We start from the raw sequence: 26,874 nt of genomic DNA on the forward strand, positions 1-26,874 counted from the left end.
TTATTGTGAGTTTGAACCTAATCACACTCTATAAGTAAAAAATACGCATTCCTTTACTAAATCAATATTAATGTTGATAATGACTATCATTATTAATTGAAAATGATAATATCTACGTCGATAAAACAATTAAATGAGTCAGGTAAAAAAACGTGAGTAACCAAAAAACACCTCAAGAAAAAAATATTTATAAACCAGCCCCTCCTCGCCTAGTTCAAGTAAAACGTATTACTGATGTTACACCGGGAATGCGCTGTATCACCTTTACGAGTGATGATTTAGATACTTACCCAGCAGATACTGCGGGTGCACATTTAAAAATATTCTTACCTTTAGAAGGCCAAGTTAAACCAACCGTACCGGGTTTTTCTGAAAAAGGCCCTAAATGGCCTGAAGGTGAACCAAGATCGATTGTACGTACTTATAGTGTTCGTGCTATTCGTCCTGAGCAAAAAGAGATAGATATTGAATTTGCCGTACATGATGATGCAGGCCCTGCCATTCATTTCGCGCTAAATGCTAAGCAAGGCGACTATATTGGGATCACTAATCCGGGTGGTCCTGATCCTTTATTAGTACCTGCTTCACATTACTATATGGCAGCCGATCCAAGTTCATTACCTGCTTTAATGGCTTTAATTGAAACTATGCAGCCTAATGTTCAAGGGAAAGTCATTATACGAGTAGAAGACGAAACGCATCGCCAAGAAATTAAACATCCTAGCGGTTTAGAGATAATCTGGTTGGTTGGCTCAGTTGAAGAACAAACTCAAAACTTAATTAATGAATTTATGTCATGGGAATTGCCCGCTGAAGATGTAGCATTCTGGATCGCAGGTGAGGACAAAATTATTCGTGCATTAAGACGCCATATTCGCCGTGATAACGGTTACGATCGTAGTTTGATTTATGCCATTCCTTATTGGCGTTTTGGTTATGACGAAGAAGGCTATCACGCTGAACGTCATCATGTTATGGATAACGAAGACATAAGCTAAGTAATAAAGTAAAGATCAAGTGTTGGCTGTACAGGCTGCATATTAAATACTTCAATAATATGCAGCCTTTTTTATTATAAAAATGTAATCAATGTATATTCTTCTTATCTTGCTGATAATTTCCATCATCATCTATATAGATGACGGTAATGACTTGATTGGTATCAACTCGTCCTTTATATTCGATTTTCTGTTTTGAAAACGGCGCTATCATTGTGGTATGAATTAAAGATTGCTCTTTATTCTCTTGTGTATATATTTTGGAAATCGTAAAAAAATAAGCTGAAGGATTACTAATCTCTAAATTCTGCTGTTCCTTTGTAATCTCAATCTGGTTAAAAATAGCGCTACTTGTTAACTCGAGTTGTTTAGGGCGATAAAAAAGCTTAATACGAGTTTGTAATGCTAATTGCAACGTGTTTGTATTTTCACCACTGTTGGGTTTAGGCGGAATATCAAGCACATTAAGATAAAAAATAGACTCTCTATCTTGAGGCAACTTATTGTCTAATTGTTGTATTCTTAATTGCGCTCCTCCATTAGAAGAAACTTTCATTATAGGAGGAATTACAATAAAAGGCGCCGTTGTCGTCTCAGGGGTTGATGAAATATCACCATCATCTATCCAAGATTGAACTAATGTTGGTTGTTCACTGCGATTAAAAATTTGCAATGACAGTATTGATTTGTCCATGGGAAAAATTAGACGTGTACGCTCAAGTACCACACTTGCCTTTGCTATGGATGTTATAAGCATAAATAATAAAATAAAACTAACATTTATTATTTTTTTCATTAGATACACTCTTTAGTCATAAGACATTACTAATGTCGCTGTGCTTGTTATTTGCCCTTGAGTAACTGAATTAACATTATAAGGATAATAATAAGCCCCCATATTTATCGAAAATGCAGAGGATAAGTTGCCACCTTGATTAACACTGAAAATACTGGTCGCACTGCCTTGAGAATTAATATTGTCAGAAAAAATAACGGGGCTATTGATATTATCGCTTTTTACTACACGGAACCCGATCCCTCCTGCACCTTGCGCTGTTGTATTAGTTAATATAGTTTTATCTGTCGCCAATAAATTTTGGCTTGATAAAAACATCTTAATATTTCTAGACGTTTTTGAGCCACTTAAAAAGTCTTGGCACGTAAAATTTAATGTAAAAGGTGTGTATCCTGCTTTATCTGCCGTTTTTGCATCTTTTACACTGATTAATGGCAATGAAACAACTAAACCCGCATTAGAAAAATTACAGGTTGTCATTACAGGATTATAAGTAATTAGCATTGGTTGTAAGAAAATATCATTTTGATCAACTGGCCATTGCCACGTTAATAAGAATTGCACAAGTTTAATAACAATATTAAGTAACCACTGAACTAACCCAACACTCGATGCATCTGACGCTAAAATAACAGGGTTAACAACCGCTGTACTTCCACTCACCTCTTTATAATTGGTCGAGGGTTTACTACTCAATAACGTAAATTTTAAGGTGAAATTAGTATCTAAATCTGATGCAGGGTGTGTTCCCGCTGAAATATTCGTTACATTATCTTTTTCTAATGCTGTTAATGTAATAGAGACAAACTGCTTCCCACCATTAAAACCAATTGTTCCCGTTCGACCATCATTAAAAGGTGAGGCAATACCCACAGTATTAGGAAATAATACCCCTCTTGCATTACATTTAAAGGTACCCGGAAATATTGTTCTACTCGTTTTTGTTACAGTTGTTGAAGCTGCATTTAAATCTGCAGATAAATCAAAGTTAATATTGGGTGCCGTAATAGTGTCCTCAGGTTTACAGTTAGCAATTGCCTGTTGGCTTATCGCACCTAATAAAATTATAAATATAAAAGCTGGTGATTTCATAGCGCTTTCCTTTATCGACAAATATTACTATTTTTATCCATCGTATTTATTAAATGCTCCACAACACATTCCATTTTTTCAGCTTTATTTAATTTTATAAAGATTGAAGAAGGTAACTCATCACTTTTTAAATAAAGCACACTTGATTGTCCGACATAACCAATACTTTCTTTTTTATTATTTAAAACTTCTGTACCGAAAGGTAAACTTTCATTATTTTCTAAAGATGCTTTAATAATAAATGTCTTACGTTTATCCGTTGTTAATGTGAGGTAATTAACTGCGCCTAAATACGGAGTAACCTGGGTTGTATTTCCAACAAGCTCAGCATTTGAAGGCATTTCTGTATTTGTTAAAGTATAATTATTTGTACGATATGGGATACTATTAGGCACTAATACTATCCCTTGATTATTGGTTAATGTGGCTTTATTTCCATTAACCATCATATTATTGGCCATAGGTGCTTCGATAAGAGTATAGGTATTCCCTGTATTACCTGAAAAAACAATATGATTAGGTACGGCAACAACTGTTCCTCTAGCGCCTAATCCTCCCTGGCGATAATTATTTGCTTCCGTATAAGATGCAGATAATGTGCTATATGGATGACGATAACTCACATTTGCGCCGACTAAATTATTTCCACCCGTTTGATTTGAACCTGTTAAAGTATAATTAACTAGGTCATCTTTACCTGCTGTTCCACTCATACTAATTGTAGATTGCTGGTAACGTGAATCAGCCGCATAAATTGAAGTATTAATATTAGCTCTTTTATCAAAAAATGAAATCGGCACACTAATATTAAAATAATAACGAGTCTCTTCTTTATTATCGTAATTTCTTAACTTTGAAACAGAAAGATTATACGCAATATCTTTATAATTATTTGAATAGCCTAACTGATACTCGCGATTACTCTCATCTGTATTCCAATAGTTTCGATGTGTCCCTGAAAGAAAAACAACACCACGCTGACCACCCAAATATTGATTAAGATTTATGGTAAACGTATTTTTTGCTCTAGAACCTCGTAGTGCATCAAACGTTGATAAATCAAGATCAGATACTGCATTATTATTATTTTGCTGTTGAGCAATATCATTTTGATAGTCTTTCCAAGCTTTATAGTTGTCATGAGCGTAAATTGAATCTACAAAACTATAATAATCACGAGTAGAATAACGATAAGCAGCCAATGTTAAATTGGTTAATGTCGCATCCATATATTTACTATAAGCAAGCCGAAAACTTTGCCCTGTTTTTTTACCTGTCTGTAAATCTGCCGTTGCATGTGTTATATCTGCTGAAATTGCCCCAAATTTAAAATTCCAACCACTACCTATCAATGCGGAGTAATAATCTTCACTGACAATACCGCCCGCATAAACAGTAACTAAATTATTAAGACCATAATGAAACTCACCTTGTGCAAATTTAGGCCGATAATTTGTATTACTAACTCGTGATTCACCTAACGTTACGTTATAACGATAAACATCTTCTTTTAACATATCAGGAACAGCTGAAAACGGGACAGTGAAAGATCCCCTTCTCCCATCTGCTTCTTGAATAACCACTAAGAGATCACCACCTCCCGCAGTAGGTTGAATATCTCGAAAGGAAAATTCACCCGGAGGCACATTTTCTTGAAAAACTAGATTTTCATTTTGATAAACACTCACTAGCGCATTCGTCTGTGCAACACCACGAATAATGGGCGCGAATCCTTGACTCGAATTAGGGAGCATACCCATTTCTGTTGCCAGTGACGCCCCTCTAAATGGAATACTGGTAAAAAGCGCCATTGGCGTATAAAAATCGCCAATTGTTAATCCTGAAGTTATTTGGCTAAATGCCTTATAAACATAGCGCGTATTGTTTTTCCATTGGCTTTTGCCGTGAGAATAATAAGAGTAGTTAGATTCATCTCTAAACTGCCATGCGCCTAAATTCACACCTGAATTAATATTGGCAAAAAAACTCTCGTTATTGCTTTTACTTCCTTTTTTTTCTTTATAGTTATAGTAGTTTAAATTATAAGATAAAATCAGAGCTGAAATACCTTGTTGCCAATAACTTGGATCAACATACCCTACCTCTGATTGTTTCACTGAAATCTGAGGAGCATTAATATCAAGCCTTAATTTATTAATATCTAATGCCGACGTCACACCTTTTGCCAATTCATTTGATAGTATTGTTTTTTGCTGTGCAATTTTTTGTTTCGCAGATAGAGATAAATTTAAACCAAGTTTATTTACATCCACGGTTTCAAAACTAATCTCTGCGTGTTCACCTATTACATTTATTTCAAATTGTCCTTTCCATACTTGATTGACATAAACATCGACAAGTTGTTTTCCTTCAGGAATTTTGTCGTCAATATAAAATCGTGAAATATCTCCATTCTTTGAATTTCCAACAAGTAAAGATGTATCAAATTCCTCTGCATACAGATTTTGAGTATAATTTTGTATTCCTAAAAAAATGAGGATTGAGAGATATCTTGGATTATTCACGATGTTATCTCGATTAGAGTTTAATATTTTGTGATTTATAAACACCAAAATCATCAACATAAACAACAACAACAGAATTATTTTTTAATTTATTAATTAATGGTAACTCACGAGAAGATAACGGTGGGATCATTTCAGAATCAGCAAGAGTAATACGTGGCATTTCTTCAGTAGAAATAGAAGCTATAGTGAAATGATATTGTGAGTTATTTTTAACTAAAACCTTATTACCATTTAATTGATAAGTTATTTTTTCATTCACTAATTCAGGATCATCTGTTAATGCGGTAGGACGATAGAAAACTTTAATTCTTGTTTTCATCGCCAATTGTAAATAGCTTTTTCCTTTTAGTGCTTGTGCATTTTCAGGAATATCTAATACATTTAAATAATAGACTTTTTCAACATTACTTATCTGTTTTTCATCGGAATTTTTTATTCTTAGAGTTTGCCCTTGTCTTCCTGCTATTTTGACAATTGGTGGATATAAATAAAAAGGTGAATTTGCATTTTCTGGTGTCGAATTCACATCTCCATCATCTATCCAACTTTGTACCAAAGAAGCTAAATCACCATTATTCGTCAATTGGATATTAACACTATCAACGCTTTCATAATAAATAACGCGAGTACCATTGATAATGATATTGGCTAATACAGTCGAGGGTAATATCAAGATAATTAAAAGGAATATTAATTTTTTCATTATAACCACCCCAAAAAAGCCAGACCCATTGAGTCTGGCTTTTTATATTATAAATAAGATACTGTATAAATAACGTTAGAGTGTACTGGCCCTGTTTTAGCCGCTGTTGCATTTGTTTTATAGTAACTGGCAATTAAGCGTAGAGTATCTGAATCTGGCGCTGTTTTATCGCCTTTAATACCTGTATCAAAGGTGGCATTTAGTGGTATAGCAACGGTTGGTGCAGCAGGTGTTGATAAACTAAAGCCGACGTTTTTTGCAACTAATGGATCATTTTCATTCGAAGTATCATTAACCAAATATAATCCACTTGTTGAAATAGTATTTGCAGATGAGAAATGTATCTTTAAATTACTTCCACTTGGAGTAGATGCAGGAGCACAATCAGAGAATGTCAAAGCAAACTCTTTTTGATTTTTGGCAATAACAGTATTTGCCGTTGTTCCAGCATCCGTTACGGTAATAGGATCTAATAGAATAGAAAAGTCCGCACTATTTCCCCCATTAATTGTACAGGTGGTATCACTAATAGCACCAGAGAAAGAAATGATCCCCCCTGCGCTGTTGGTTGCGGCAAATGCCGACGACGACAATATAGCCACTGATAATAATGACAGTGGGAGTTTATTTTTAAACATATATAACTCCAAAATAGATAAATATTTAATTAGCAAAAATAAGATTCTATTATTGCCATCATTAACTAGAGGTAACAAAAAACCCTAGTCAATTTGATATTAGTCATAACTTTAAAAACCAACAAATAAATTTATCTATTTTTTAAAATTCGTGATTTAAGTCAAATTCAATTAAATGGCGTTCATTAATTAATATATGAATGTGTTTATATTTTAATATCACTATTTAATTAAAATATTATAAACAAAAGAACAATAACAATTAACCTATTAATGACCAATCAAAAAAAGAATACTCTCAAGTTAATTAATTTACTTTGAAATTTTTCATTCAAATCAAATTCCCCATAATTAATAAAAAGATAAATCATATAAAATAGAATTAAAAAAACAGCTTAATTATAAAAATTAAAAACAAATAAAGATAAAGGCCACATTAATATGTGACCTTTTTAATTTTATACAATAATTCCCATACTCTATTTAATCATTATAAGCAGCTAACACATGCTGACATAATGTAGAGCGTACACAATCTTCTTGCATAAACTTAATCACGCCTACTCGATTATTAGCTTCAAATCGAATAAGTGCATCCGCTAATCCAGACGGTACACTAGCGGGTAAATCGCACTGGGTAATATCACCATTAACCACAACGGTGACATTTTCGCCCATTCTGGTTAGAAATAATTTCATTTGATTTACCGTAACATTCTGCGCTTCATCTAAAATAACAAATGCATTTTCAAAAGTACGCCCTCGCATATAAGCGAAAGGTGCAATTTCAACTTTACCGATTTCCGGTCGTAAACAATATTGTAAAAATGAAGCACCTAAGCGTTTCACTAAGACATCATAGACAGGGCGAAAATATGGTGCGAATTTTTCGGCAATATCGCCAGGTAAGAAACCGAGATCTTCATCTGCCTGCAACACTGGTCGAGTAACAATAATACGTTCTATTTCTTTATTAATTAAAGCATCGGCAGCCATTGCGGCACTAAGAAAGGTTTTACCACAACCAGCTTCTCCTGTGGCAAAAATAAGATTCTGATGCTTAATTGCATTCATATATTGGCGCTGTGCTTCGTTGCGAGGAGATAACACACGTTCATCACGCTTTTCTCTCGCCATACCAATGGTATCAATATCCCCAAATCCTGGTAAAACCATAACATTATCTCGATGTGCCCCATTGCGTTGTTCTTTGCGTGAGGTGCGTTTATTTTCTCGGCGTAAACGTGTTGCTGCTTTTTGTCTACTCATAGTGGTATTTACCCTTGTTAGTCTTCAAAAAGTCATCGACATCTCTGTTTTTATTCCATTCACTTACCAGTGAGTCCCCTTCAGACTCTATTTAGTCGCAGAAAACAAAAAAACCGGTCACAATCCTGAACATTAAACATCAATGAACGGTTGTTGCCGGTTTTCTGTGAGTAACGAGATATTTCCATTGCTTCTATCATTCATATTCCCCATCATGGAGTTAGAGTGAAAATTAGCGAAGCTTTATGACAGTATAATGACAAAATAAAAATATTTTCAATACTAAGATGATTTATAACGAGATGGACTTAACATAAAAATAACAATAAGTGTTATTTCAGGGGGAGTAAATGAATTTCTTACGATTACCTTTTATTTATTGGTTACTACTTAACCTCATTCCATTTATTGGTTTTGAACTTCATTCTGGCTCTCTCAAAATGGGATTCTTTTTTTATCTCGGTTTACTCACTATTACGACTTCTGGGATCTGGCTTTTTTATTGCCTCTCCTTTTTTATTAAACAAAAAACGTCTCCTAATCCTAATCACACACCTCGACAATTAGTGACAAGTGGTCCTTATAAAATAAGCCGTAATCCTATGTATCTTGGTTTTTTAGATATCAGTATCGGGTTATTTTTTATTTTTGGTAATTGGGGATTTTTAGGGGCAGCAATCGCGTTTTACTTTATTACTGATCGCTATACGATAGTACGTGAAGAGAAAATCTTAAGTGAATTATTTCCGCAAGCGTGGCAACAATATTGTCGCCACGTTCGTCGCTGGATGTGACCTAAATAATTACGATTAAGGCTGTTTACAATTATTAGCTAAACGGTAACCTGCCTTAATTGCCTCACTCTCTGTTTTAAACAAAACCGCATTTTTATCTGACATTGTTTTATAACCAGAACAATGTGCAAAATGGTAGATCTTGCTATTAACATTACCTTTAATATCTTCAGATTGTGATGTATTTACTTGTTTAGGCGTTTCAGTTTTAGCTTTAGTGACTGGCGCATTATTTGTTGCAGATAATCCGGCACCACTATTTTTATGTCCTAATTGCCACTTCACTTCACCCGTCACAAACGGATTATGATATCCAACAATGCGAGCAATACGGTTATCACGCTCTTTTTCCCACGCTGTTGGTGGATAAGCATTATCCCAAGCCATTAATAACTGTTGTTGTTGACGTGACATAGAGAGGTTATAGCGATCATGTAAATAGAAATAAACCCTTGCTACTTGTCCCTTAACTTCATTACGAGGTTCAAAAGTACGTGACGCGAAGTCAACACGGCTATGGCATTGACCATATTGATAAGGTGCTTGTGCTGGTAATTGCCCAAAACTAAAATTACTACGATCCCCGTTAACTTCACCAATAGATGGCGCTAAATTGTGTAGATCGGCTTCAATTTTTCCAAATACAGGATCGTTTTTCACACAATTCGTTCTGCCCCCATTTTGCCAACATTGACGTTGATGACCAAAAACCCATGCAGGAACGATATGCTCCCACTCAATACGTTCTGCTCTTGTTTGTTGGGTTCTAACTTTATAACCACAACTGGCTAAATTAACACGCCCACCAGATTTACCTACCCATTCCCAATCACAACCACAATAAATAGTGCCTTGTGACTTTTGATTTTGATCATAATAAATACGTTCTTTTGCTATCTCTTTCGCTTTTGTAAAATTCTCAGGGGCCTGCGCTTGAACATTTAGCGTAATAAAAAACAAACCCAACACAACCGCGGTATAGTGTAATATTTTTCTCAAAGTGGTATCTGCCTTACTCTTTATTTTATTAAACCCAATAAGAATTATCTTTAATAACCAACTGATAATCTTATTTTTATTTAGCCTAATCTTACCTTTTTTTTATTTATTTTGGGCAATCTTTCTTGCTATTTTTTGTATAAAAAATAAAACAATAAGCGTGAATGGTGATAGAAAAAGCCGTTATTCTCGACATTAACACAAAAGGGATTTGCTATGGTTTAGTCCATCAATGATTTGGAGAAATTTAAAAATGAATGAGAATATGCTGAATTTGATGGACGAATTAGTCGAGATAACAAAAAAGCATGCGAATAACGAAGATGTTAAAGCGCATGCTAGTTTAGAATCTGAGAATAAATTACGAATTCAAATTATTATTTCTGACAAAAATGAACTGGATATTACATTAAATTCATTACAACACGCGATGTGAGTCATTATACACTCGGACGCTTGCGATATAACCATAATCCCGGCAAGGATAGCCCGATAGAGAGCGCACCGACAATAAATGAAGCTTTAAGGAAATTAGTAACTAAAGCTTCAAAAATTTCCGCGCTATAGCCAATTTGCGTTAACTTCACCACAGAGATCATCGCTATATATGCATTTATTCCGGGGAACATCGGAATAACCGCAGCAACAGTAAAGACTTTAGGATGAGCTAGCCACCAGCGTGACCATTGAATACCAATGCAACCTACTAAAATGGCGGCACAAAAACTTGCCCATTCAATATTCATTCCGCTCATCACTAAAACGGTACGAGAGCCGTGCCCTATTGCGCCTAATAGTGCGCAATATTTTAATGCCCTTGATGGTACATTAAATACCATCGCAAAACCCACCGCAGGAATAGCGGCTAAGATCATATCTTCAATTAGGGTGAGAAATATCGTTATTATGCCCAATCTCTTAACCCCCATACTGCCATTGCTAAAATAACCCCTAAACAGGTGGCTAAAGTTAACATTGTTGCCATTGCCCAACGCGCTAAGCCTGTATTAACGTGCCCTTTAAACATATCAGCAACCGCATTAATTAAAGGAAATCCAGGAACCAATAATAAGACGCTGGCAGCCATTGAAATAGTCGCCGTAGCTTGAAAATAAGAGAGCTTTAATAATAGACCTGAGACTGAAGTTGCCACAAATGCAGTAATACAGAAATTAATTAATGGGTTCATTTGGCGATGTGTTAATGCTTGGCGAACAAACATACCAAGACCACCACCAATGGCTGAAACTAAAAAGCCATCCCAATTGCCACCATTTAATTTAGAGAAACAGCCGCAAGATAAGGCAACCATAAAAATAATTGCCCAACGTGGATAACGTAACGGTTTTATATGCTCAAAGCGTTTTCTTGCTTCGTGAATATCTGCAAGGTGATGTTCGACCAAAATAACAATATGCTGAACTTCAGTGACAACATGCATATTAATACCGCGATCGACAATCTTACGTGTTGATGTTTGGCAATGCCCATTAACAATCGTGGTTAATACTACTGCATTAGCAGAAATTGCACTTTCGACTTGATGTACACCTAAAGCTAAACCTAGACGGGTTGAAAGCTGCTCAACCAGCATACTTTCTGCGCCATGTTGCAATAGCAACAACGCAGTTTGAATACATAACTTGGTAATTTCACGCTGTTTATCTTGTGAAATGGCAGTGCAATCCGCCATTATCTCATTATCCATACTATGCCTTAGTTTTAATCAAAAACGAGCCATTGCTAATATAAAGTTTATCAGCATAGCTCGTTTCTCGCTCTATTATCTTTCAATACTATTATGAACAAATAAAATATTTAAGGCTGTAGGCAGATCAATGTTATAGATGGATGGTCATAAATATTGTTATAGAAAGTACAGTACAATGATTAAATATCCGATCCTTTTTTTAGCTCGCATCATCAAATAGCTATCACTGTTTTAATAAAAAAGCACTCATACAAGTGCTTTATAAATCTTCTTAATTAAAGAAATTAATAAGATTTAATTACTTCACCAATTCATTAGCTTGAATATACGACTCACCCAGAGTTTCTGCAACATATACAGGAACACCATAAACCGCAGAAATAACAGAAGAGAGTTGTACCAGTTGTTCTTTATCATTTTTTTGTGGATCGGCTGTCATTACCATACCAGCACAATATTCACTAAGAAGCGCTTTTCCCTCTTTAAGCCAGCGTCTAACCGCTTTCATCCCCTCCATATCTTCTTTTTTATGCTCTTTGTCCTTTTTATTGATGGAAGGGTAAACCAGAACAAATTTTCTTTTTTCGTTTAGCACAATATCCATTTCAGCAGTCCAGTTATTGGCATCTTCCAGTGTTTCTGGAAATATTTTCATCGTAACAACAGGAAATTGCTCAACATCCATAACGGTAAAATTTTTATTATTCAACATAATACTCATCTCTAATTAATAACAATCGCCCTACTTTAGAATGACTATCATTCTCAATCAATAAAGATCCGAGTATTTAAAATAAAACCGCATTAATAAGCAATCGCACTCACATATCAATTTAAAATGGCAATTTAAATTTAAAAATAAAAAACCCCTAAATCGAGATCTAGGGGTTGCATACTATTTTCTAACTTTTATAAAAATTTTAGCGAACAACTAAAACAGATTGCTTAGCATAAGCAACAATACCTGATGCATTTGAACCCAAGAGGTGTGTTGAAATACTTGGACGACGAGAACCTATTACAATCAAATCAGCATTAATTTTTTCAGCGAGTTCTAAAACTTTATCTCTTGCAGAACCAAATACGGCTGAAAATTCAACTTGTTCATTTGGCAAATCAATGCCATCAGCTAATTCTTGCAGTTGTTCTTGTACACGCTCAAGTGCTTTGTTTGCAAAAGAACTGAGCATGTCATAATGATAGCTATAACTAATAGAGAAACGTGAAATATCAGGAATGGCATGGAAAAGATGCAGTTTTGCACCTTCTAATTTAGCAATATAAACAGCGTGTTGTAAGGCTTTAGTCGTTAACTCATCTTCTGAAATATCAACAGGTACTAGAATTGTCTTGTACATAGCAACTCCTCATTATCAGATTATTGTCTGTTTATTATTGTAGCGTTAAACCCACAGCTTGCTTATTTAATCTTCCTCAAGATGCCATTTATGCAATTGTCGATGAATAAAAGGTGTGACTACAAGCCCAATTGATAAAATAAAAACACACTGAAGAAATAAACCATAAATTGCAATAAAAAAGCGCCCTGTTGGGGTTGCAGGTGCTGGCTCTACCGGTTGACCACTTAACATAGAGATTGCATTTAATGAAGATTCCATAAAGCTATGTCCTTCAATTAAATAAAACCCTAATACGCCGGGTAATAATCCTAAGAAAAAGAAAATAGAGCCTATTACATAATAGCGTAAGATGCGTAGAATAAAATGATCGAGCCTTAAAAGTTCTTTGGTAAATTTTTCCATTCTTATCCACTTTCTAGACTGTTTATTCGATAAACGGCTTATTGAATAAATAAGATAAGCTACGCAAAAAAATAAAAAATATGCTATGAGGGATGCTCATAGCATATTAGTAATATATTAACGAACAACTAACACTGAAATTTCAGCATAGCGAACAACACCCGCAGCCGTTGAACCTAATAAATGAGTGCTGATATTAGGTCTACGTGAACCAATGACAATTAAGTCTGCATGAATATCTTTTGCTGTGACTAAAATTTCATCACGAGGTGAGCCAAAAGTAACCGTATAAGCGACCTTTTCAGCAGGCAAATCCACCGAATCTACCAACATTTGCATATCATTCTCTGCTTTCACTGTCGCTTTATCTTTAATTTCTGGATAACCCAATGAATATGCATTAATGATTGCTGAAGAGATAGGAAGAACATGAATTAAATGTAAATTAGCTCCCGTTTCTTTTGCTAAATATACCGCATGTCGTACCGCTTTACTGGTTAACTCTTCTTCTACAATATCAATAGGCACTAAAATCGTTTTATACATAATAACTCCTCTCAACTCTCCATTTGCCTTAATCCTATCGCAATAACCCAAAGATTACTGTGAGTGAATTAACTAAAAACAACCTAATCTTAATATAAACCTACTTTAATTATTAATACTTTAATTATTAATACGTTAAGCTAAAAAATAAAAGTGATCATTCAAAATAGTTTGCATTATGTTGCTGTGTCAATGCCCATATTTGATTGCGAATATTTCGGATCGTATCAATCAATTCTGATGCAGTTAATCCTATTGGCCCAATACCTTTTTCGACTAAGATATCCGCCGCCATTCCATGTATCCAAACCGCACTTTTCACCGCATCAGACATTGCCATTCCTTGCGCTAAAAAACTGCCCATAACACCAGTTAGCACATCACCACTCCCTGCGGTTGATAATCCACTATTGCCGGTTGTATTAATTGTTATTTCCCCATTTGGAGAAGTAATCACGGTATTTTGACCTTTGATTATTGCCCAACAATGGTAAAGCTTCGCAATCTCTTTCGCCGCTTCTTCTCTATTATTTTGAATATCATTTAGCGTGCAATTAAGCAAAATAGACGCTTCTTTAGGGTGTGGTGTTAATACACATTGCTGATTAAGTGAGAGTTTTGATTGTAGCTTAGCCATTAACACTAATGCATCCGCATCAAAAACATAGGGTATATTTTCATTACGTTGCGCTAAAGCTGCTGATAAGATCTCTTTAGAGTTTGCAGATAATCCTAATCCACATCCAATCGCCCAAGCAGAAATATCTTGTTGATTTATCAATGTCAGTGCTGCTTTGAGCATAAGCTCTGGCGCACTATCAATAAAAGGAATGGGAAGTTGTGGTTGAGCAAAACCAAGAAATACCTTTCCACATCCTGCTTTCAATGCACTTTTACCGGCTAATACAATCGCGCCGCTCATTCCTTCTGCGCTACCTACAATGCCTAATGTGCCAAATGTTCCTTTATGTGTATTTCCTGATTTACGCTGATAAAGTGCGGGATAATGAGTGATCGCGTGTAATAGTTGTTCTTCATTCATATTAGTTTCCTTCCCTCCTTTTTCTGCATTTTCTCTTATTGCGGGCAATGATTGCCGTATCACATTCTGTTTGTATTAACGTTCAAAACATAACGTTCAAAACATAACGTTCAAAGTATAGCGTGATTTCAACAAATAAATGGGATCACTGGTTATTTTGTCTCTTTATCATGCTCACAATTTCAATATGATAAAATGCTTTCATTATCACTATTCATACCTTGCTGAGACTTTGCTATTCTAATGGCCTAGCTTGATATGATTTATAAATTAAAGACAAAGGAACGTAGATAATGAACGAGAAGTTTAAAACACAAGCAGATGTGGAAACATTAGCAGAAGAAGTGGCTTGTTTAAAAACACTAGTCACCTATATGTTAAAAGCATTAGGTCAAGCAGATGCTGGGCGTGTTATTTTAAATATTGAACGTGCAATTGCAGAAGTTGATGACGAAAAACAAGCAGAGACATTCCGTAATACAATTAGCCAAATTAAGACAGCCTATCGCCAATAATATGTTTATTTTCGAGTTAAGTACTTGCACATATTTTTATTCTATTTTCTAAACTTTTTGTGCTGCACAAATAAACAAAATTTAGTTTCAAACTTCCTATATACTCAATCTCGAAATAAACCATTCTTTATTCATTTAGCTACCCCTCTATCCTTGTAGAGGGGATTTTTTTCTCTTTTACCCATCCTAGATTTTCCTATTTGAATTATTTTCATATCACCTAAATGATAATGAGTTTACTTTCTTTTTGATAATTTTATCTAAGAATTGCTATCAAACCTTCTTTTTGTTTAATGTTTTTAATGTTATTTGAATTAAATAGCAGAATTAAAAATCTTCTTGTCATAACTAACACGATTAGAAATCAACCTATTCAACACGGTATATTAAAATTACCTTAATGTTAACAGATAGTTACTTGACTCTTTTTTATTCTCACTTTTATATTTAAAACGCATTTTTTGTTATTTTTAACACAAATAAAAAACTATCTTACGGGATGTAAATAAAGATAAATCCTAATATTATTATATTTTGAGTTGTTTCAGTTGTTGTTATTTGTGAACTTTTATTCAGTCAAAAAATGCTAGCTTATTGTCCCTAAACACAATTATAACAATACTGGTTAAAACCCATTGAATTAAAAATATTAACTATTTATATTTTTACACTTATTCTGATTTATCGTCACTCCTGTTTATATGTTACACTCAATAAGTACGTACTAAAAAATAAACATGAGGCTAAAATGAAACCACTTCTCTTATCTCTGCTATTATTACCTGCTGTTGCTTTTGCTAACCCAACAAAAATGGCTGATGATTACTGTGATACTTTTAAAGATATCTCAATTAAAGCTTATGACACAAAAGAGCCAGCAGAGAAAATTGCTAAAGATGCAATGGCCTCTCTAAATGCAAAGAAATTTGATTTTGCAAAATTAGAAGCAACTGAAGCACAATTCCAAGAAGGCGCTATTGAAGTTGTTAATTCTTTACGTGAAGCTAAATCTGAAATTGGCTCACGCGCAGAATTCCAAGACGGTTTAACTCAAATTGTTGCAGCTTGCAAAATTCAAATGGTTGCTGCATTAGAAGAGCAAAAAAAATAATCTTCTCATTAAAAAATGAGTAACAATCAATTTAAAGAGTAGAAATTATCCTGCTCTTTTTTATTTCCCCTCTCCATCATTTGTTCTTCTTTCCTTTAGCTTTTTTCTCTATAACTAACTCTCTATACTCTAAATAATTCAAAGTGTGGTCAACAACGCTACACCTTGAAGTATGACGAGTATCAATTATAGAGTATCTATCTATTGGTATTAAGGTTTATAATACCTCGGTAAATACTTGTTAGTACTGGCCATAAAAAGGAGATATTGTGAGCAACGAACAATCCATCCAGCGTTTAAGAAGACTACGCCAGTCCGAAAACCTGCGCGCGCTCTTTCAAGAAACAACGTTAACTAAAAATGATCTCGCTCTACCTATATTTGTAGAAGAAGGGCTTGATGATTACCAACCTATTAAAAGTATGCCGGGTGTCGTTCGTATTCCTGAAAAACGTCTTGCTTATGAAATTGAACGTATTGCAAAAGCAGGCATTAAAACTGTCATGACTTTTGGGGTATCGCATCACCTTGATGAAACAGGGAGTGATGCTTGGAAAAGTGATGGCTTAGTTTCTCGCATGTCTCGTATTTGTAAAGATGCAGTACCAGAAATGATAGTCATGTCTGATACCTGTTTTTGTGAATACACATCACATGGTCACTGTGGTGTTTTACATGGCGAACATGTTGATAATGATGAAACTATCTATAATTTAGGTCTTCAAGCTGTTGCTGCGGCACAAGCTGGCGCGGATTTTATCGCACCATCTGCGGCAATGGACGGTCAAGTCGCCGCTATTCGTGCTGCACTTGATAAAGCAGGATTTAGCGATACCGGTATTGTTTCTTATTCGACTAAATTTGCTTCTGCCTTATATGGTCCTTTCCGTGATGCAGCAGGCTCTCGCTTAATTGGTGATCGTAAAACTTATCAAATGAATCCAATGAACCGCCGTGAAGCGATCCGCGAATCATTAATTGATGAGCAAGAAGGCGCTGATATGCTGATGATTAAACCGGCTGGTGCTTATTTAGATATTATTCGCGATGTACGTGAACGTACTTTATTACCTTTAGCGGCTTATCAAATCAGTGGTGAATATGCTCAAATTAAATTTGCAGCATTAGCCGGTGCAATCGATGAAGATCGTGTAGTAATGGAGACTTTAGGTTCAATTAAACGTGCTGGTGCAGATTTAATTCTATCTTACTTCGCACTTGATTTAGCTGAAAGAAACCTACTTTAACCACCTTATACTCTGAATACTTCAAGATGCAGCTAACAACGCTGCAACTTGAAGTATAATAAGTACTTTGACATCCTCCTCCACCCTCGCTTTTTGCAACTCAGGAGGAGATCCCTGCCCCCTTTGGAGGTTAATATGGATAACTGTATTTTCTGTCAAATCGTTGCTGGAAAAGCCCCTTGCCATAAAATTTGGGAAGACGAACACCACCTTGCTTTTCTTTCTATATTTCCGAATACCAAAGGCTTTACGGTTGTTATTCCCAAAAAACACTATCCAAGTTATGCCTTTGATCTCAGTGATGAAGCCTTAGCTTTATTAGTTATTGCGACAAAAAAAGTGGCAAAAATCTTAGATAAAACATTTCCTGATGTTTCGCGTTCAGGAATGTTTTTTGAAGGATTTGGGGTTGATCATGTTCATAGTAAACTTAGCCCAATGCATGGTACTGGTGATATGACCAAATGGGCACCGATTGAAAATAAGCAGAAGATTTTCTTTGATAAATATCCGGGTTATCTTTCATCTCACGATTTTGAACGAGCAAGTGATGAAGAGCTTGCACAACTTGCAGCACTTATCAGAAAAAATAACCAATAGTAAAAAGCTAACCTGCTCTTTTTATACCTGCATAAAATATTTAAATATAAAAAACGCCCAGTCTTATTTTAAGCTGAGCGTTTTTTTATCAAGATCAAAAGCATTATTTAGCTAAAAGCTTTGCTTCCATAGGTAAATAAGGCTGAACTTTCTGTTCAAGGAGTTCAATTAATGCCGGATCGTTAAAGCGATAATTATCAGGTATTCCCAATACATGTGCTTTTTTATAGCGCATGGTCGCAGGAAAATGTGCAGATAATCGATTTAAATGTTTAGATTCCATGACTAGCACTAAATCAGCCCATTTTAGTAATTCGTTATCAACCACACATTGCGCATCTTTGCGCGTACCCGCCGAAAGTGTATTAATGCCTTCTCTATCTGCAAACAACAGTTCTGCGGTTGGGCTTCGCCATTGATTCTTACTGCAAATAAATAAGATATTCATCATTACTCACTATCAGATAACGCATTTAATCGACGCTGACTACGAGAAATTCTTGGATATTCAATTCCTAGTTGTGCAGCTCTGGTCATTTTAAGTGATCGAGTATATAAATTAGACCATTTTTTTTCTGGTTTAAACATCACTCGTGAACAACCCATTTCTTGATGTTTATTTTTGCGGTTAACACATTGGCGCCAACCACGATCTCTTTGTGTAGACATAAAAACCTCTCAGATTAAAGGGATAGCAGCCGCAGTAATACGGAGAGGGTCTAACAATGTGTATAATACATGATAAAAATAAAATTCTAAACTTAATAATAAAAGATGTCCTTTGTCTCTATACGCAATTATCCTTAATAATTAAGTTATATTATTTAAAAACGGAAAAACAAAATATTATACTGAATGTTTAATATAATAAGAGAATAATGAACACACCAACCATGGTGTTAAATAACTAACTAGTTTAATCTGTTATGATTGAATAAATTTAACTCGAGAATAAAAAATGAAAAAAATAGCATTCTTCTTTTTAAGCTTATTAATTTTAAGTACAACTGGATGTGTAACAGGTGCTATTTGGTATAGTAATCCTGTCGTGGATTCAGAATACAAAAAAAAGGCCAGTGTAAATGATAATATAGTAGGTGCTTTTGAGTATAAAAATCTCAGAATTAAATATAATCAAAATAATGAAAACCTAGCACCTATTCAATTGCCAGGATCTGGGTATGGGTTCTTAGGTGAAAACTATATTTATATACTAACTCAAGGTGCTGATGAGTTAATGCAATTAAATGAAATCATTAAAACAATCCCATTGAAAGCATTTGATAATTCTGAAGGTATCATTAGATTAGAACTTACCCAAAAAAATGATAACGTCATTGAATTTAAAGAAAATTACTATGTTTACATCAGTAAAAAATTCACATTAACTGACAAGCAAACAGAAGTATTAAAAAATTTAGGATTTAAAGAAACACGTAATTCTGATGACAGTTCATGGGTAAAAACAATACCTATCAAAGGATACGTATTTCAGAAAGATGTTATGGAAATGCCTGCAACATTGAAAGACAAATTAAACGAAAATTATAAAGTTGAACTGTATACTTATGAAAAGAGAGGCTCATTTAAACCGGGTAATTTAGCGAATAATATTATCATTACCCCACTCACACTTGTGGCGGATGTGATCGCCACTCCTGTGATTATGCTTGCATTTTCGGATTATATTTGGCGATAAAAAATTTGGTGATAATGGATCAGTTATTATTTACTGATCCATTATTAAGATAAATTAAAAATTACTTGTAAGTAATTCGAGTTGGCTTATCTAACATAATTTCTGTTTTTGCCGGCTCTGTTTGTGCAATAACGTTACCTTGGCGGATAGAATAACGCACAGGTACTTGGCGACGTAAAGCATCAAATCCGTTATCGGCTGGCAGAATAATAAAGTTTGCACTATTTCCTACTTCAACACCATAATCCGTTAAAGCGAGTGTTTTTGCGCTGTTGTGGCTAATTAACTGTAATCCGTTATCTATTTGACCATAGCCCATTAATTGGCAAACATGCAATCCCATATGTAAAACTTGAAGCATATTTGCTGTGCCTAATGGATACCAAGGATCAAAGACATCATCATGACCAAAACAGACATTAATGTTACTTTCTAGCATCTCTTTGACGCGAGTAATACCACGACGTTTTGGATAGGTATCAAAACGACCTTGCAAGTGAATATTAACTAAAGGATTCGCCACAAAGTTAATGCCAGACATTCTTAATAGTCGGAATAAACGTGAAGTATAAGCACCATTATAAGAATGCATTGCGGTTGTATGACTAGCTGTCACTCGTGAGCCCATATTTTCTTTATGTGCTAAAGCGGCAACCGTTTCAACAAAACGAGATTGTTCATCATCGATTTCATCACAATGAACATCAATTAAACGATCATATTTTTGTGCTAATGCAAAGGTTTTATGCAGTGATTCAACACCATATTCACGCGTAAATTCAAAGTGTGGAATAGCACCTACAACATCAGCACCTAATTTTAATGCTTCTTCTAATAATGCTTCACCATTAGGGTAAGACAAAATACCTTCTTGTGGAAAAGCAACAATTTGTAAATCAACCCAAGGTTTAATTTCTTCTTTTACTTCCAGCATTGCTTTTAATGCTGTTAGCGAAGCATCTGAAACATCCACATGGGTTCTAACATGTTGAATACCATTAGCAATTTGCCATTGAAGCGTTTGCCATGCGCGTTGTTTAACATCATCATGAGTTAACAGTGCTTTTCTTTCAGCCCAACGCTCAATACCTTCAAATAATGTTCCCGATTGATTCCAATTCGGTTGCCCTGCTGTTTGTGTTGTATCTAAATGAATATGAGGTTCAACAAAAGGAGCGTGAACTAAACCACCTTGCGCATCTAATGCTTCAGGATGAAAATTATTTTCAGGTTGCGGCTCTATCGCTTCAATTTTGTTGTTTTTAAGCGTAATGCGCCACAAACCTTCTTTTCCAACTAGACGAGCATGATTAATTTGTTCGATATTCTTACCCAGCATGACTTATCTCCGCTTGTCGAGCTGTACGACGATTTAATATTGGATTTAACACGGCGTAGCTAATTGCACCACCTAATACTGCATTGACAGGTACAATACCCGGTAACCAGTGTCCTGCCATAATACCAATTGCAACTGCCAGTAACGCAACCCAGTTAACTGATTGCATTTTTTCAACATTGAAAGTGTTATAACGCGCTTTATTCATCAGATAATCTGCAATAATAACGCCACCAATAGGTGGAATTGCAGCAGATAAAAAGGTTAACCAACCTACAAAGTTATTATAGAGCCATAATGCACACAGTGTACCGACAATGCCATTTATCACTGAAAGCTTTTTACTTGATAAGCCCGTAATATTGGCAAAACCTAATCCAGAGGCATATAACGCATTATCATTAGTTGTCCAAATATTTAAGCCTAATACGACAATCGCTGGAAGTAATAATCCTTGCGCAATCATCACATCAGAAATATCTGCCATTCCCAGTGAAGCGGCCCCCGCTGCACCAAAGACAAACATCAGTGTATTGCCTAAGAAGAAGGCGATAATGGCAACCACCACCGCTACTTTAGGATTTCGTCCGAAGCGTACGAAATCAGCCGTAAGTGTTCCCGCACTAATAAACGATCCGACAACCATCGCCAGCGCTAAATTAAAATCTAATGGCTGAGTCGGTTTAACATCCATTAGCGTTGAAAGCCCGCCCATATCATGTATAGCAAGATAAACAGAGTAACTTCCAAGGATTGCGATAGCAGGAACAGCAATGATAGAGAGAACAGTAAGAGCGGAAATGCCGAAGAATACAGTGATGGTCATTAAAATGCCGGAAACGGCGATGAGGAGATTAATATCAATACCAGTGGCTTTTCCTACCGGGATGGCAAACATTGCCACACCCACACCAAACCAACCAACCTGAGTACCACCGAGTAAAAATGAGGGAAGCCAAGAACCTTTAATACCGAAAGAGTAACGCGCGAGGAGATGAGTAGTAAGACCTGTTTTTGAACCAATAAAACCAAGAAATGCGGTGTAGATACCAAGAAGAAGATTACCAATTAGAACTGCGAGGAAGAAATCATTAAAGGAAAGACCAGTACCAAGAGCGCCGCCAGTCCACATACTGGCTGAAAAAAACGTTAATCCCAACATCACAAAGGTTAACGCCAATCCACCCTTTCTTGCGGATATGGGCACTGGGCCCTGACTATAATTGTTGTCCTGAGACACTTTAACCCCCTATTAATTTCACCAGGCCAAAAAAATCTGACGAATTCTATCTACATAAAAATATTATGCAAACGTTTTCGTTGTCTGTTTACGATAATTAATGGAACACTTCATTTTTTAAGAATTGATATTCATCACATAAATAGGAGAGAAATCGTTGTATTACTTGAATTTAGCTAATTATTTTGCGTGAGTTTTATAAAGGAATTTCATTTAGAAATATTTATGAAAATTTAAATATCCGTATTTTTCCTTATTTTACACAAGAAATTGTTAAATTATTTTATATAATTTTAATATCAACGAAGAGGAAATAATGATAAAAAGACAAAAAAGGAATTTACACTCCTCTTTTGCCTATCATAATTTATATGCTTAGATTCGTTTTTCTTACAGGCCGATCACCTGCAACATAATATTTAGCATGACTTTTAGGTAAAGATTTAATTCCTCTCACCTTATCAGCTAATTTTTCTGCAATCATAATTGTAGTCGCATTCAAATTCCCAGTGATTATTAGCGGCATGATAGATGCATCAATAACTCTTAAGTTTTCTATGCCGTGTACTCGACCTTCTCCATCGACAACTGCCATTTCATCCGTTCCCATTTTACACGTGCCACAAGGATGAAATGCTGTTTCAGCACGTTCTCTAACAAAAGCATCAAGCTCTTCATCACTTTGAATATGTTTACCTGGACTAATTTCTTCACCACGATAATCATCTAATGCTGGTTGTGCCATTATTTCTCGTGTAATACGGATAGCTGAGCGAAACTCTTCCCAATCTTGTTCTGTGGACATGTAATTAAACAAGATACTTGGATGTTGATGAGGATCTGTAGATGTTAGTTTTACACGTCCTCGGCTCGGCGAACGCATAGAGCCTACGTGTGCTTGAAAGCCATGAATTTCTACGGCATTGCTTCCGTTATAGTTAATAGCGACTGGCAAAAAGTGGAATTGAATGTTTGGCCACGCATATTTTTCGCTTGAACGAATAAATCCACCAGCTTCAAATTGATTACTTGCACCTATTCCTGTTCCTTGGAATAGCCATTGCGCACCAATCTTAGGTTGGTTATACCACTTTAAAGCAGGATAGAGTGAAACTGGCTTTTTACATTCATACTGTAAATACATTTCTAAATGATCTTGCAGGTTTTCCCCAACACCTGGTAATACATGCACCGGTAGAATATTAAATTCGTCTAATACCTTTTCAGGACCAATACCAGAACGTTGTAAAATTTGAGGTGAAGCAATTGCACCAGCACACAACAACACTTCTCGATTGACTTTGGCATGATGAGGCGTGGTGTTTTCCCCTGAAAAATAGCGAACACCAATTGCTTTTTTACCATCAAACTCAATGATATCCGTCGTTGCATGTGTCTCAATCGTTAAGTTTTTTCGCGCTTTAGCTTGATCAAGATAGCCTCTTGCTGTACTTGCACGGCGGCCTTTGGGTGTCACAGTTCTATCCATTGGGCCAAAGCCTTCTTGTTGATAGCCGTTAAGATCAATCGTTCTTGGGTATCCTGCTTGAACACCTGCCTCAATCATTGCTTGAAATAAAATATTATTGCCTTTTTTCGGTGTTGTCACACTCACGGGACCTTTATCACCATGATAATCATCAGCACCAATATCGCGCGTTTCTGCTTTACGAAAATATGGTAGGCAGCTTAAATAATCCCACTCTTCAAGCCCCGGCAATTTAGCCCAGCCATCAAAGTCCATCGCATTACCACGGATATAACACATGCCATTAATTAGCGATGAACCACCAAGTCCTTTTCCTCGACCACATTCCATGCGTCGGTTATTCATATAGGGTTCAGGCTCTGTTTCATAAGCCCAATTATATCGCCTACCTTGTAACGGATAAGCTAATGCCGCTGGCATTTGTGTTCGAAAATCGAACCTGTAGTCCGGACCTCCAGCTTCAAGGAGCAGCACAGTAACTTCAGGATCTTCTGTCAAGCGGGTAGCAAGAACGTTACCGGCTGAACCAGCACCGATAATAATGTAGTCATAGACCATTGTTATCTCCTCTGTTTCAGTCATCAAAAAAAGAATGGATTAAAAAACGGATGAAAACTCCCCAAGTTCAATTTGAATGGATTTTATTTGAGTGTAATTTTGTAATGTCACAAGCCCATTTTCACGCCCTACACCAGAATGTTTATAGCCGCCAACTGGCATTTCTGCTGGAGATTCACCCCATGTATTAATCCAACAAATTCCTGCTTCTAATTGGTGAATTACACGGTGAGCTGTTGTGAGATCTTTGGTGACAAGACCTGCAGCCAAACCATAAACGCTATTATTTGCGCGTAAAATCACTTCATCTTCAGTTTGATAACTAAGAATACTCATCACAGGGCCAAATATTTCATCTTGTGTGATATTCATATCATCGGTGCAATCAGTGAAAACGGTAGGTGCAACATAAGCGCCTTGAGCAAAATTATCGTCGTCTAAGCGATAGCCACCACAAAGTAATTTTGCCCCTTGCGCTTTGCCCAACTCAATATAATTCAAGACTTTTTCAAGATGGGGAAAACTGACCAGTGGGCCAAAATTGGTGTCCATTTCAAGAGGAGAACCGATCCTAATGCGTGATACGCGCTCTGTAATTTTTGCTTCAAATGCAGGTTTTAATCTTTCAGGAATAAAGACACGAGTACCATTGGTACACACCTGCCCTGAACTATAAAAATTTGCCATCATCGCAATATCAGCAGCAGTATCTAAATCTGCATCATCAAAAATAATTAAAGGTGATTTTCCACCAAGCTCCATGGTTACTTCTTTTAAACTTGAAGCAGAAGCATTTGCCATCACCTTTTTACCCGTTTCAATTCCACCAGTAAAAGAAACCTTCGCGATATCAGGATGCTGTGTTAACCATTGCCCCACATTCGCTTTTCCTGTAACAACGTTAAAAACACCCTTTGGCAATCCTGCCTCTGTGTATATTTCAGCAAGTTTTAATGCTGTTAATGAAGTCATCTCACTTGGTTTAAAGATCATGGCATTACCTGCAGCAAGTGCAGGTGCAGATTTCCACAACGCTATTTGAATGGGGTAATTCCAAGCGCCGATACCAGCAACAACTCCCAATGGCTCACGGCGAGTGTAAGCAAAAGCGGTTTCTCTAAGCGGAATTTGCTCTCCTTCAAGTGCTGGAATAAGGCCAGCGTAATACTCTAAAACATCAGCACCCGTTACAATATCGACATAACGTGTTTCAGATAGCGGTTTGCCTGTATCTAAGGTTTCTAAATGAGCCAATTCATCATTGCGTTCACGCAAAATATCAACAGCACGTCGCAAAATTCGAGAGCGTTCCATCGCCGTCATCGCACGCCAAATTTTTTGCCCTTGTTTTGCGCTCTCTACAGCCCAATTGATATCTTCTTCACTTGCAGACTGTAAATGTGCGATCACTTCACCATTAGCTGGATTAATCGCTTCAAATTGTTCACACTCAGGTTGTGCGCAATCAACATATCCACCATGAATATAGAGTTTATGTAACGGTGGGTTTGGCATAGTTTCTCCTTTATTATTAGTTTATTAAGTCTTTATTTGACTCCGATTTGTCAGTTGCATATCGATATATTCATTAGTAATGATTTTGGCCTCTTCAAGAGAAAATGGAGCATTACTTAATGCACTTCGTAGCCATAAACCATCAATTAATGCGGCTAAACCTTTTGCTGCCATACGTGCTTGATCTTTAGTAAGAACGCGCCCAAACTCGTAACTTAAATTGGAATAAAGCCTTCTATCATTAACCTTTTGTAAACGATTTAAATTAGGCTGATGCATACTACTTGCCCAAAAAGCTAGCCATGTTTTCATTGCCGCTTCACTTGTTTGAGAGGTATCAAAGTTACCTTCAACAATGGCTTGGATGCGTTGTTTAGGTGTTGCATCACTTAACATTCTTAGCCGTATCGCCACCGCAAAACCCAATTGATACTGGATATGACGCATAGCGGCTTCCAATAATCCATTTTTATCACGAAAGTAGTGACTAATAATGCCGTTAGATACACCCGCTTTTCGAGCTATCAATGCGATGCTCGCCTCTTGCATTCCAACCTCATTAATAACTGCTAATGTCGCTTGGATTAATTGCTGTTTACGTATCGACTGCATTCCTATCTTCGGCATGATTTAAAGACCTAAAAAATACATTGGACGCTTTTATTAAACGTTTTTTTAATTG

General features: G+C 35.9%; 29 protein-coding genes. 8 read left to right on the forward strand and 21 right to left on the reverse strand.

What is annotated here, in order from left to right:
• The first annotated feature begins 152 nt into the window (after positions 1–152).
• The gene (locus D7029_RS10265) at positions 153–998 is read left to right on the forward strand and encodes a siderophore-interacting protein (protein ID WP_194950608.1); all 846 of its coding nucleotides are present in this window, start codon (positions 153–155) and stop codon (positions 996–998) included.
• An 88-nt stretch (positions 999–1,086) separates the two neighbouring features.
• Here D7029_RS10265 and D7029_RS10270 read toward each other — a convergent pair whose 3' ends face one another.
• The 6 genes from D7029_RS10270 to phoH form a co-directional block, all read right to left on the reverse strand.
• Entirely contained in the window at positions 1,087–1,794 is a 708-nt protein-coding gene (locus D7029_RS10270; protein WP_194950609.1) for a molecular chaperone, read from the reverse strand.
• A 12-nt stretch (positions 1,795–1,806) separates the two neighbouring features.
• Entirely contained in the window at positions 1,807–2,886 is a 1,080-nt protein-coding gene (locus D7029_RS10275) for a fimbrial protein (protein WP_194950610.1), read from the reverse strand.
• Positions 2,887–2,897: 11 nt separating this feature from the next.
• The gene (locus D7029_RS10280; RefSeq protein ID WP_228766663.1) at positions 2,898–5,411 is read right to left on the reverse strand and encodes a fimbria/pilus outer membrane usher protein; all 2,514 of its coding nucleotides are present in this window, start codon (positions 5,409–5,411) and stop codon (positions 2,898–2,900) included.
• Positions 5,412–5,424: 13 nt separating this feature from the next.
• Positions 5,425–6,117, reverse strand: coding sequence for a molecular chaperone (locus D7029_RS10285; protein WP_194950611.1), 693 nt, complete (start codon positions 6,115–6,117; stop codon positions 5,425–5,427).
• Between the two features lie 47 nt (positions 6,118–6,164).
• Positions 6,165–6,755 (reverse strand): fimbrial protein, encoded by a 591-nt coding sequence (locus D7029_RS10290; RefSeq protein WP_075670953.1) that lies wholly within the window; start codon positions 6,753–6,755, stop codon positions 6,165–6,167.
• Between the two features lie 483 nt (positions 6,756–7,238).
• Positions 7,239–8,024, reverse strand: coding sequence for a phosphate starvation-inducible protein PhoH (gene phoH / locus D7029_RS10295; protein WP_088495403.1), 786 nt, complete (start codon positions 8,022–8,024; stop codon positions 7,239–7,241).
• A 350-nt stretch (positions 8,025–8,374) separates the two neighbouring features.
• Between phoH and D7029_RS10300 the strand changes: the two genes are divergently transcribed.
• On the forward strand, positions 8,375–8,818 hold the full coding sequence (locus D7029_RS10300; RefSeq protein WP_088495402.1) for a methyltransferase family protein: 444 nt from the start codon (positions 8,375–8,377) through the stop codon (positions 8,816–8,818).
• A gap of 15 nt (positions 8,819–8,833) precedes the next feature.
• Here the strand turns inward: D7029_RS10300 and D7029_RS10305 are convergent, their stop codons facing one another.
• Entirely contained in the window at positions 8,834–9,817 is a 984-nt protein-coding gene (locus D7029_RS10305; RefSeq protein WP_228766664.1) for an endonuclease, read from the reverse strand.
• Between the two features lie 253 nt (positions 9,818–10,070).
• On the opposite strand from D7029_RS10305, the gene D7029_RS10310 reads away from it, so the two are divergent.
• Positions 10,071–10,253, forward strand: coding sequence for a hypothetical protein (locus D7029_RS10310; protein WP_036912881.1), 183 nt, complete (start codon positions 10,071–10,073; stop codon positions 10,251–10,253).
• Between the two features lie 4 nt (positions 10,254–10,257).
• On the opposite strand, the gene D7029_RS10315 is transcribed toward D7029_RS10310, so the two are convergent.
• The 7 genes from D7029_RS10315 to D7029_RS10345 all read right to left on the reverse strand — a co-directional run bounded on the left by D7029_RS10315 (position 10,258) and on the right by D7029_RS10345 (position 14,879).
• A complete protein-coding gene (locus tag D7029_RS10315) occupies positions 10,258–10,731 on the reverse strand; it encodes a threonine/serine exporter (RefSeq protein ID WP_194950612.1) in 474 nt (157 codons plus the stop codon).
• Positions 10,722–11,525 (reverse strand): threonine/serine ThrE exporter family protein, encoded by an 804-nt coding sequence (locus D7029_RS10320; protein ID WP_194950613.1) that lies wholly within the window; start codon positions 11,523–11,525, stop codon positions 10,722–10,724. The genes D7029_RS10315 and D7029_RS10320 overlap by 10 nt, the downstream gene beginning before the upstream one ends.
• Before the next feature lie 301 nt (positions 11,526–11,826).
• A complete protein-coding gene (locus D7029_RS10325) occupies positions 11,827–12,240 on the reverse strand; it encodes a hypothetical protein (RefSeq protein ID WP_194950614.1) in 414 nt (137 codons plus the stop codon).
• Positions 12,241–12,448: 208 nt separating this feature from the next.
• On the reverse strand, positions 12,449–12,886 hold the full coding sequence (locus D7029_RS10330; RefSeq protein ID WP_075674295.1) for a universal stress protein: 438 nt from the start codon (positions 12,884–12,886) through the stop codon (positions 12,449–12,451).
• A 66-nt stretch (positions 12,887–12,952) separates the two neighbouring features.
• Entirely contained in the window at positions 12,953–13,291 is a 339-nt protein-coding gene (locus tag D7029_RS10335) for a hypothetical protein (protein ID WP_088495396.1), read from the reverse strand.
• Between the two features lie 117 nt (positions 13,292–13,408).
• Positions 13,409–13,837: a universal stress protein gene (locus tag D7029_RS10340; RefSeq protein WP_075674297.1), complete on the reverse strand. Its 429-nt coding sequence runs from the start codon at positions 13,835–13,837 to the stop codon at positions 13,409–13,411.
• Positions 13,838–13,994: 157 nt separating this feature from the next.
• On the reverse strand, positions 13,995–14,879 hold the full coding sequence (locus tag D7029_RS10345; RefSeq protein ID WP_194950615.1) for an NAD(P)H-hydrate dehydratase: 885 nt from the start codon (positions 14,877–14,879) through the stop codon (positions 13,995–13,997).
• A gap of 293 nt (positions 14,880–15,172) precedes the next feature.
• Between D7029_RS10345 and D7029_RS10350 the strand changes: the two genes are divergently transcribed.
• The 4 genes from D7029_RS10350 to D7029_RS10365 all read left to right on the forward strand — a co-directional run bounded on the left by D7029_RS10350 (position 15,173) and on the right by D7029_RS10365 (position 18,352).
• Positions 15,173–15,394 (forward strand): DUF2594 family protein, encoded by a 222-nt coding sequence (locus D7029_RS10350; RefSeq protein WP_006536484.1) that lies wholly within the window; start codon positions 15,173–15,175, stop codon positions 15,392–15,394.
• Positions 15,395–16,142: 748 nt separating this feature from the next.
• The gene (locus tag D7029_RS10355) at positions 16,143–16,505 is read left to right on the forward strand and encodes a hypothetical protein (protein WP_088495394.1); all 363 of its coding nucleotides are present in this window, start codon (positions 16,143–16,145) and stop codon (positions 16,503–16,505) included.
• A gap of 269 nt (positions 16,506–16,774) precedes the next feature.
• Positions 16,775–17,752 carry a porphobilinogen synthase gene (gene hemB, locus D7029_RS10360; RefSeq protein ID WP_194950616.1) on the forward strand — a complete coding sequence of 326 codons (978 nt, stop codon included), beginning with the start codon at positions 16,775–16,777 and terminating at the stop codon, positions 17,750–17,752.
• 135 nt (positions 17,753–17,887) lie between these two features.
• The gene (locus tag D7029_RS10365) at positions 17,888–18,352 is read left to right on the forward strand and encodes an HIT family protein (RefSeq protein WP_109393889.1); all 465 of its coding nucleotides are present in this window, start codon (positions 17,888–17,890) and stop codon (positions 18,350–18,352) included.
• A 103-nt stretch (positions 18,353–18,455) separates the two neighbouring features.
• Here D7029_RS10365 and D7029_RS10370 read toward each other — a convergent pair whose 3' ends face one another.
• Complete coding sequence (locus D7029_RS10370) at positions 18,456–18,800, reverse strand: low molecular weight protein tyrosine phosphatase family protein (RefSeq protein WP_194952633.1); 345 nt, start codon at positions 18,798–18,800, stop codon at positions 18,456–18,458.
• Positions 18,801–18,802: 2 nt separating this feature from the next.
• Positions 18,803–19,021, reverse strand: a complete 219-nt coding sequence (locus tag D7029_RS10375; protein WP_036912865.1) for a hypothetical protein — start codon at positions 19,019–19,021, stop codon at positions 18,803–18,805.
• 289 nt (positions 19,022–19,310) lie between these two features.
• Between D7029_RS10375 and D7029_RS10380 the strand changes: the two genes are divergently transcribed.
• The gene (locus D7029_RS10380; RefSeq protein WP_194950617.1) at positions 19,311–20,051 is read left to right on the forward strand and encodes a hypothetical protein; all 741 of its coding nucleotides are present in this window, start codon (positions 19,311–19,313) and stop codon (positions 20,049–20,051) included.
• Between the two features lie 61 nt (positions 20,052–20,112).
• Here D7029_RS10380 and D7029_RS10385 read toward each other — a convergent pair whose 3' ends face one another.
• The 5 genes from D7029_RS10385 to betI all read right to left on the reverse strand — a co-directional run bounded on the left by D7029_RS10385 (position 20,113) and on the right by betI (position 26,819).
• Positions 20,113–21,390: a cytosine deaminase gene (locus D7029_RS10385; protein WP_194950618.1), complete on the reverse strand. Its 1,278-nt coding sequence runs from the start codon at positions 21,388–21,390 to the stop codon at positions 20,113–20,115.
• Complete coding sequence (gene codB, locus D7029_RS10390; protein ID WP_194950619.1) at positions 21,380–22,630, reverse strand: cytosine permease; 1,251 nt, start codon at positions 22,628–22,630, stop codon at positions 21,380–21,382. Before codB ends, D7029_RS10385 begins: the two co-directional genes overlap by 11 nt.
• A gap of 367 nt (positions 22,631–22,997) precedes the next feature.
• Complete coding sequence (gene betA, locus D7029_RS10395) at positions 22,998–24,677, reverse strand: choline dehydrogenase (RefSeq protein WP_194950620.1); 1,680 nt, start codon at positions 24,675–24,677, stop codon at positions 22,998–23,000.
• A 39-nt stretch (positions 24,678–24,716) separates the two neighbouring features.
• Positions 24,717–26,192, reverse strand: coding sequence for a betaine-aldehyde dehydrogenase (gene betB / locus D7029_RS10400; protein WP_088495387.1), 1,476 nt, complete (start codon positions 26,190–26,192; stop codon positions 24,717–24,719).
• Positions 26,193–26,216: 24 nt separating this feature from the next.
• On the reverse strand, positions 26,217–26,819 hold the full coding sequence (gene betI, locus D7029_RS10405) for a transcriptional regulator BetI (protein WP_194950621.1): 603 nt from the start codon (positions 26,817–26,819) through the stop codon (positions 26,217–26,219).
• Between the last annotated feature and the right edge of the window lie 55 nt (positions 26,820–26,874).

Source organism: Proteus vulgaris (assembly GCF_016647575.1).
In the GTDB taxonomy this organism is placed as follows: domain Bacteria; phylum Pseudomonadota; class Gammaproteobacteria; order Enterobacterales; family Enterobacteriaceae; genus Proteus; species Proteus mirabilis_B.

Coding starts and splice junctions, on each gene's coding strand:
- D7029_RS10270 (WP_194950609.1), bottom strand. CDS start 1,794: ATGAAAAAAATAATAAATGTTAGTTTTATTTTATTATTTATGCTTATA.
- D7029_RS10275 (WP_194950610.1), bottom strand. CDS start 2,886: ATGAAATCACCAGCTTTTATATTTATAATTTTATTAGGTGCGATAAGC.
- D7029_RS10285 (WP_194950611.1), bottom strand. CDS start 6,117: ATGAAAAAATTAATATTCCTTTTAATTATCTTGATATTACCCTCGACT.
- D7029_RS10290 (WP_075670953.1), bottom strand. CDS start 6,755: ATGTTTAAAAATAAACTCCCACTGTCATTATTATCAGTGGCTATATTG.
- phoH (WP_088495403.1), bottom strand. CDS start 8,024: ATGAGTAGACAAAAAGCAGCAACACGTTTACGCCGAGAAAATAAACGC.
- D7029_RS10300 (WP_088495402.1), top strand. CDS start 8,375: ATGAATTTCTTACGATTACCTTTTATTTATTGGTTACTACTTAACCTC.
- D7029_RS10310 (WP_036912881.1), top strand. CDS start 10,071: ATGAATGAGAATATGCTGAATTTGATGGACGAATTAGTCGAGATAACA.
- D7029_RS10320 (WP_194950613.1), bottom strand. CDS start 11,525: ATGGATAATGAGATAATGGCGGATTGCACTGCCATTTCACAAGATAAA.
- D7029_RS10325 (WP_194950614.1), bottom strand. CDS start 12,240: ATGTTGAATAATAAAAATTTTACCGTTATGGATGTTGAGCAATTTCCT.
- D7029_RS10330 (WP_075674295.1), bottom strand. CDS start 12,886: ATGTACAAGACAATTCTAGTACCTGTTGATATTTCAGAAGATGAGTTA.
- D7029_RS10335 (WP_088495396.1), bottom strand. CDS start 13,291: ATGGAAAAATTTACCAAAGAACTTTTAAGGCTCGATCATTTTATTCTA.
- D7029_RS10340 (WP_075674297.1), bottom strand. CDS start 13,837: ATGTATAAAACGATTTTAGTGCCTATTGATATTGTAGAAGAAGAGTTA.
- D7029_RS10345 (WP_194950615.1), bottom strand. CDS start 14,879: ATGAATGAAGAACAACTATTACACGCGATCACTCATTATCCCGCACTT.
- D7029_RS10350 (WP_006536484.1), top strand. CDS start 15,173: ATGAACGAGAAGTTTAAAACACAAGCAGATGTGGAAACATTAGCAGAA.
- D7029_RS10355 (WP_088495394.1), top strand. CDS start 16,143: ATGAAACCACTTCTCTTATCTCTGCTATTATTACCTGCTGTTGCTTTT.
- D7029_RS10365 (WP_109393889.1), top strand. CDS start 17,888: ATGGATAACTGTATTTTCTGTCAAATCGTTGCTGGAAAAGCCCCTTGC.
- D7029_RS10370 (WP_194952633.1), bottom strand. CDS start 18,800: ATGAATATCTTATTTATTTGCAGTAAGAATCAATGGCGAAGCCCAACC.
- D7029_RS10375 (WP_036912865.1), bottom strand. CDS start 19,021: ATGTCTACACAAAGAGATCGTGGTTGGCGCCAATGTGTTAACCGCAAA.
- D7029_RS10380 (WP_194950617.1), top strand. CDS start 19,311: ATGAAAAAAATAGCATTCTTCTTTTTAAGCTTATTAATTTTAAGTACA.
- D7029_RS10385 (WP_194950618.1), bottom strand. CDS start 21,390: ATGCTGGGTAAGAATATCGAACAAATTAATCATGCTCGTCTAGTTGGA.
- betA (WP_194950620.1), bottom strand. CDS start 24,677: ATGGTCTATGACTACATTATTATCGGTGCTGGTTCAGCCGGTAACGTT.
- betB (WP_088495387.1), bottom strand. CDS start 26,192: ATGCCAAACCCACCGTTACATAAACTCTATATTCATGGTGGATATGTT.
- betI (WP_194950621.1), bottom strand. CDS start 26,819: ATGCCGAAGATAGGAATGCAGTCGATACGTAAACAGCAATTAATCCAA.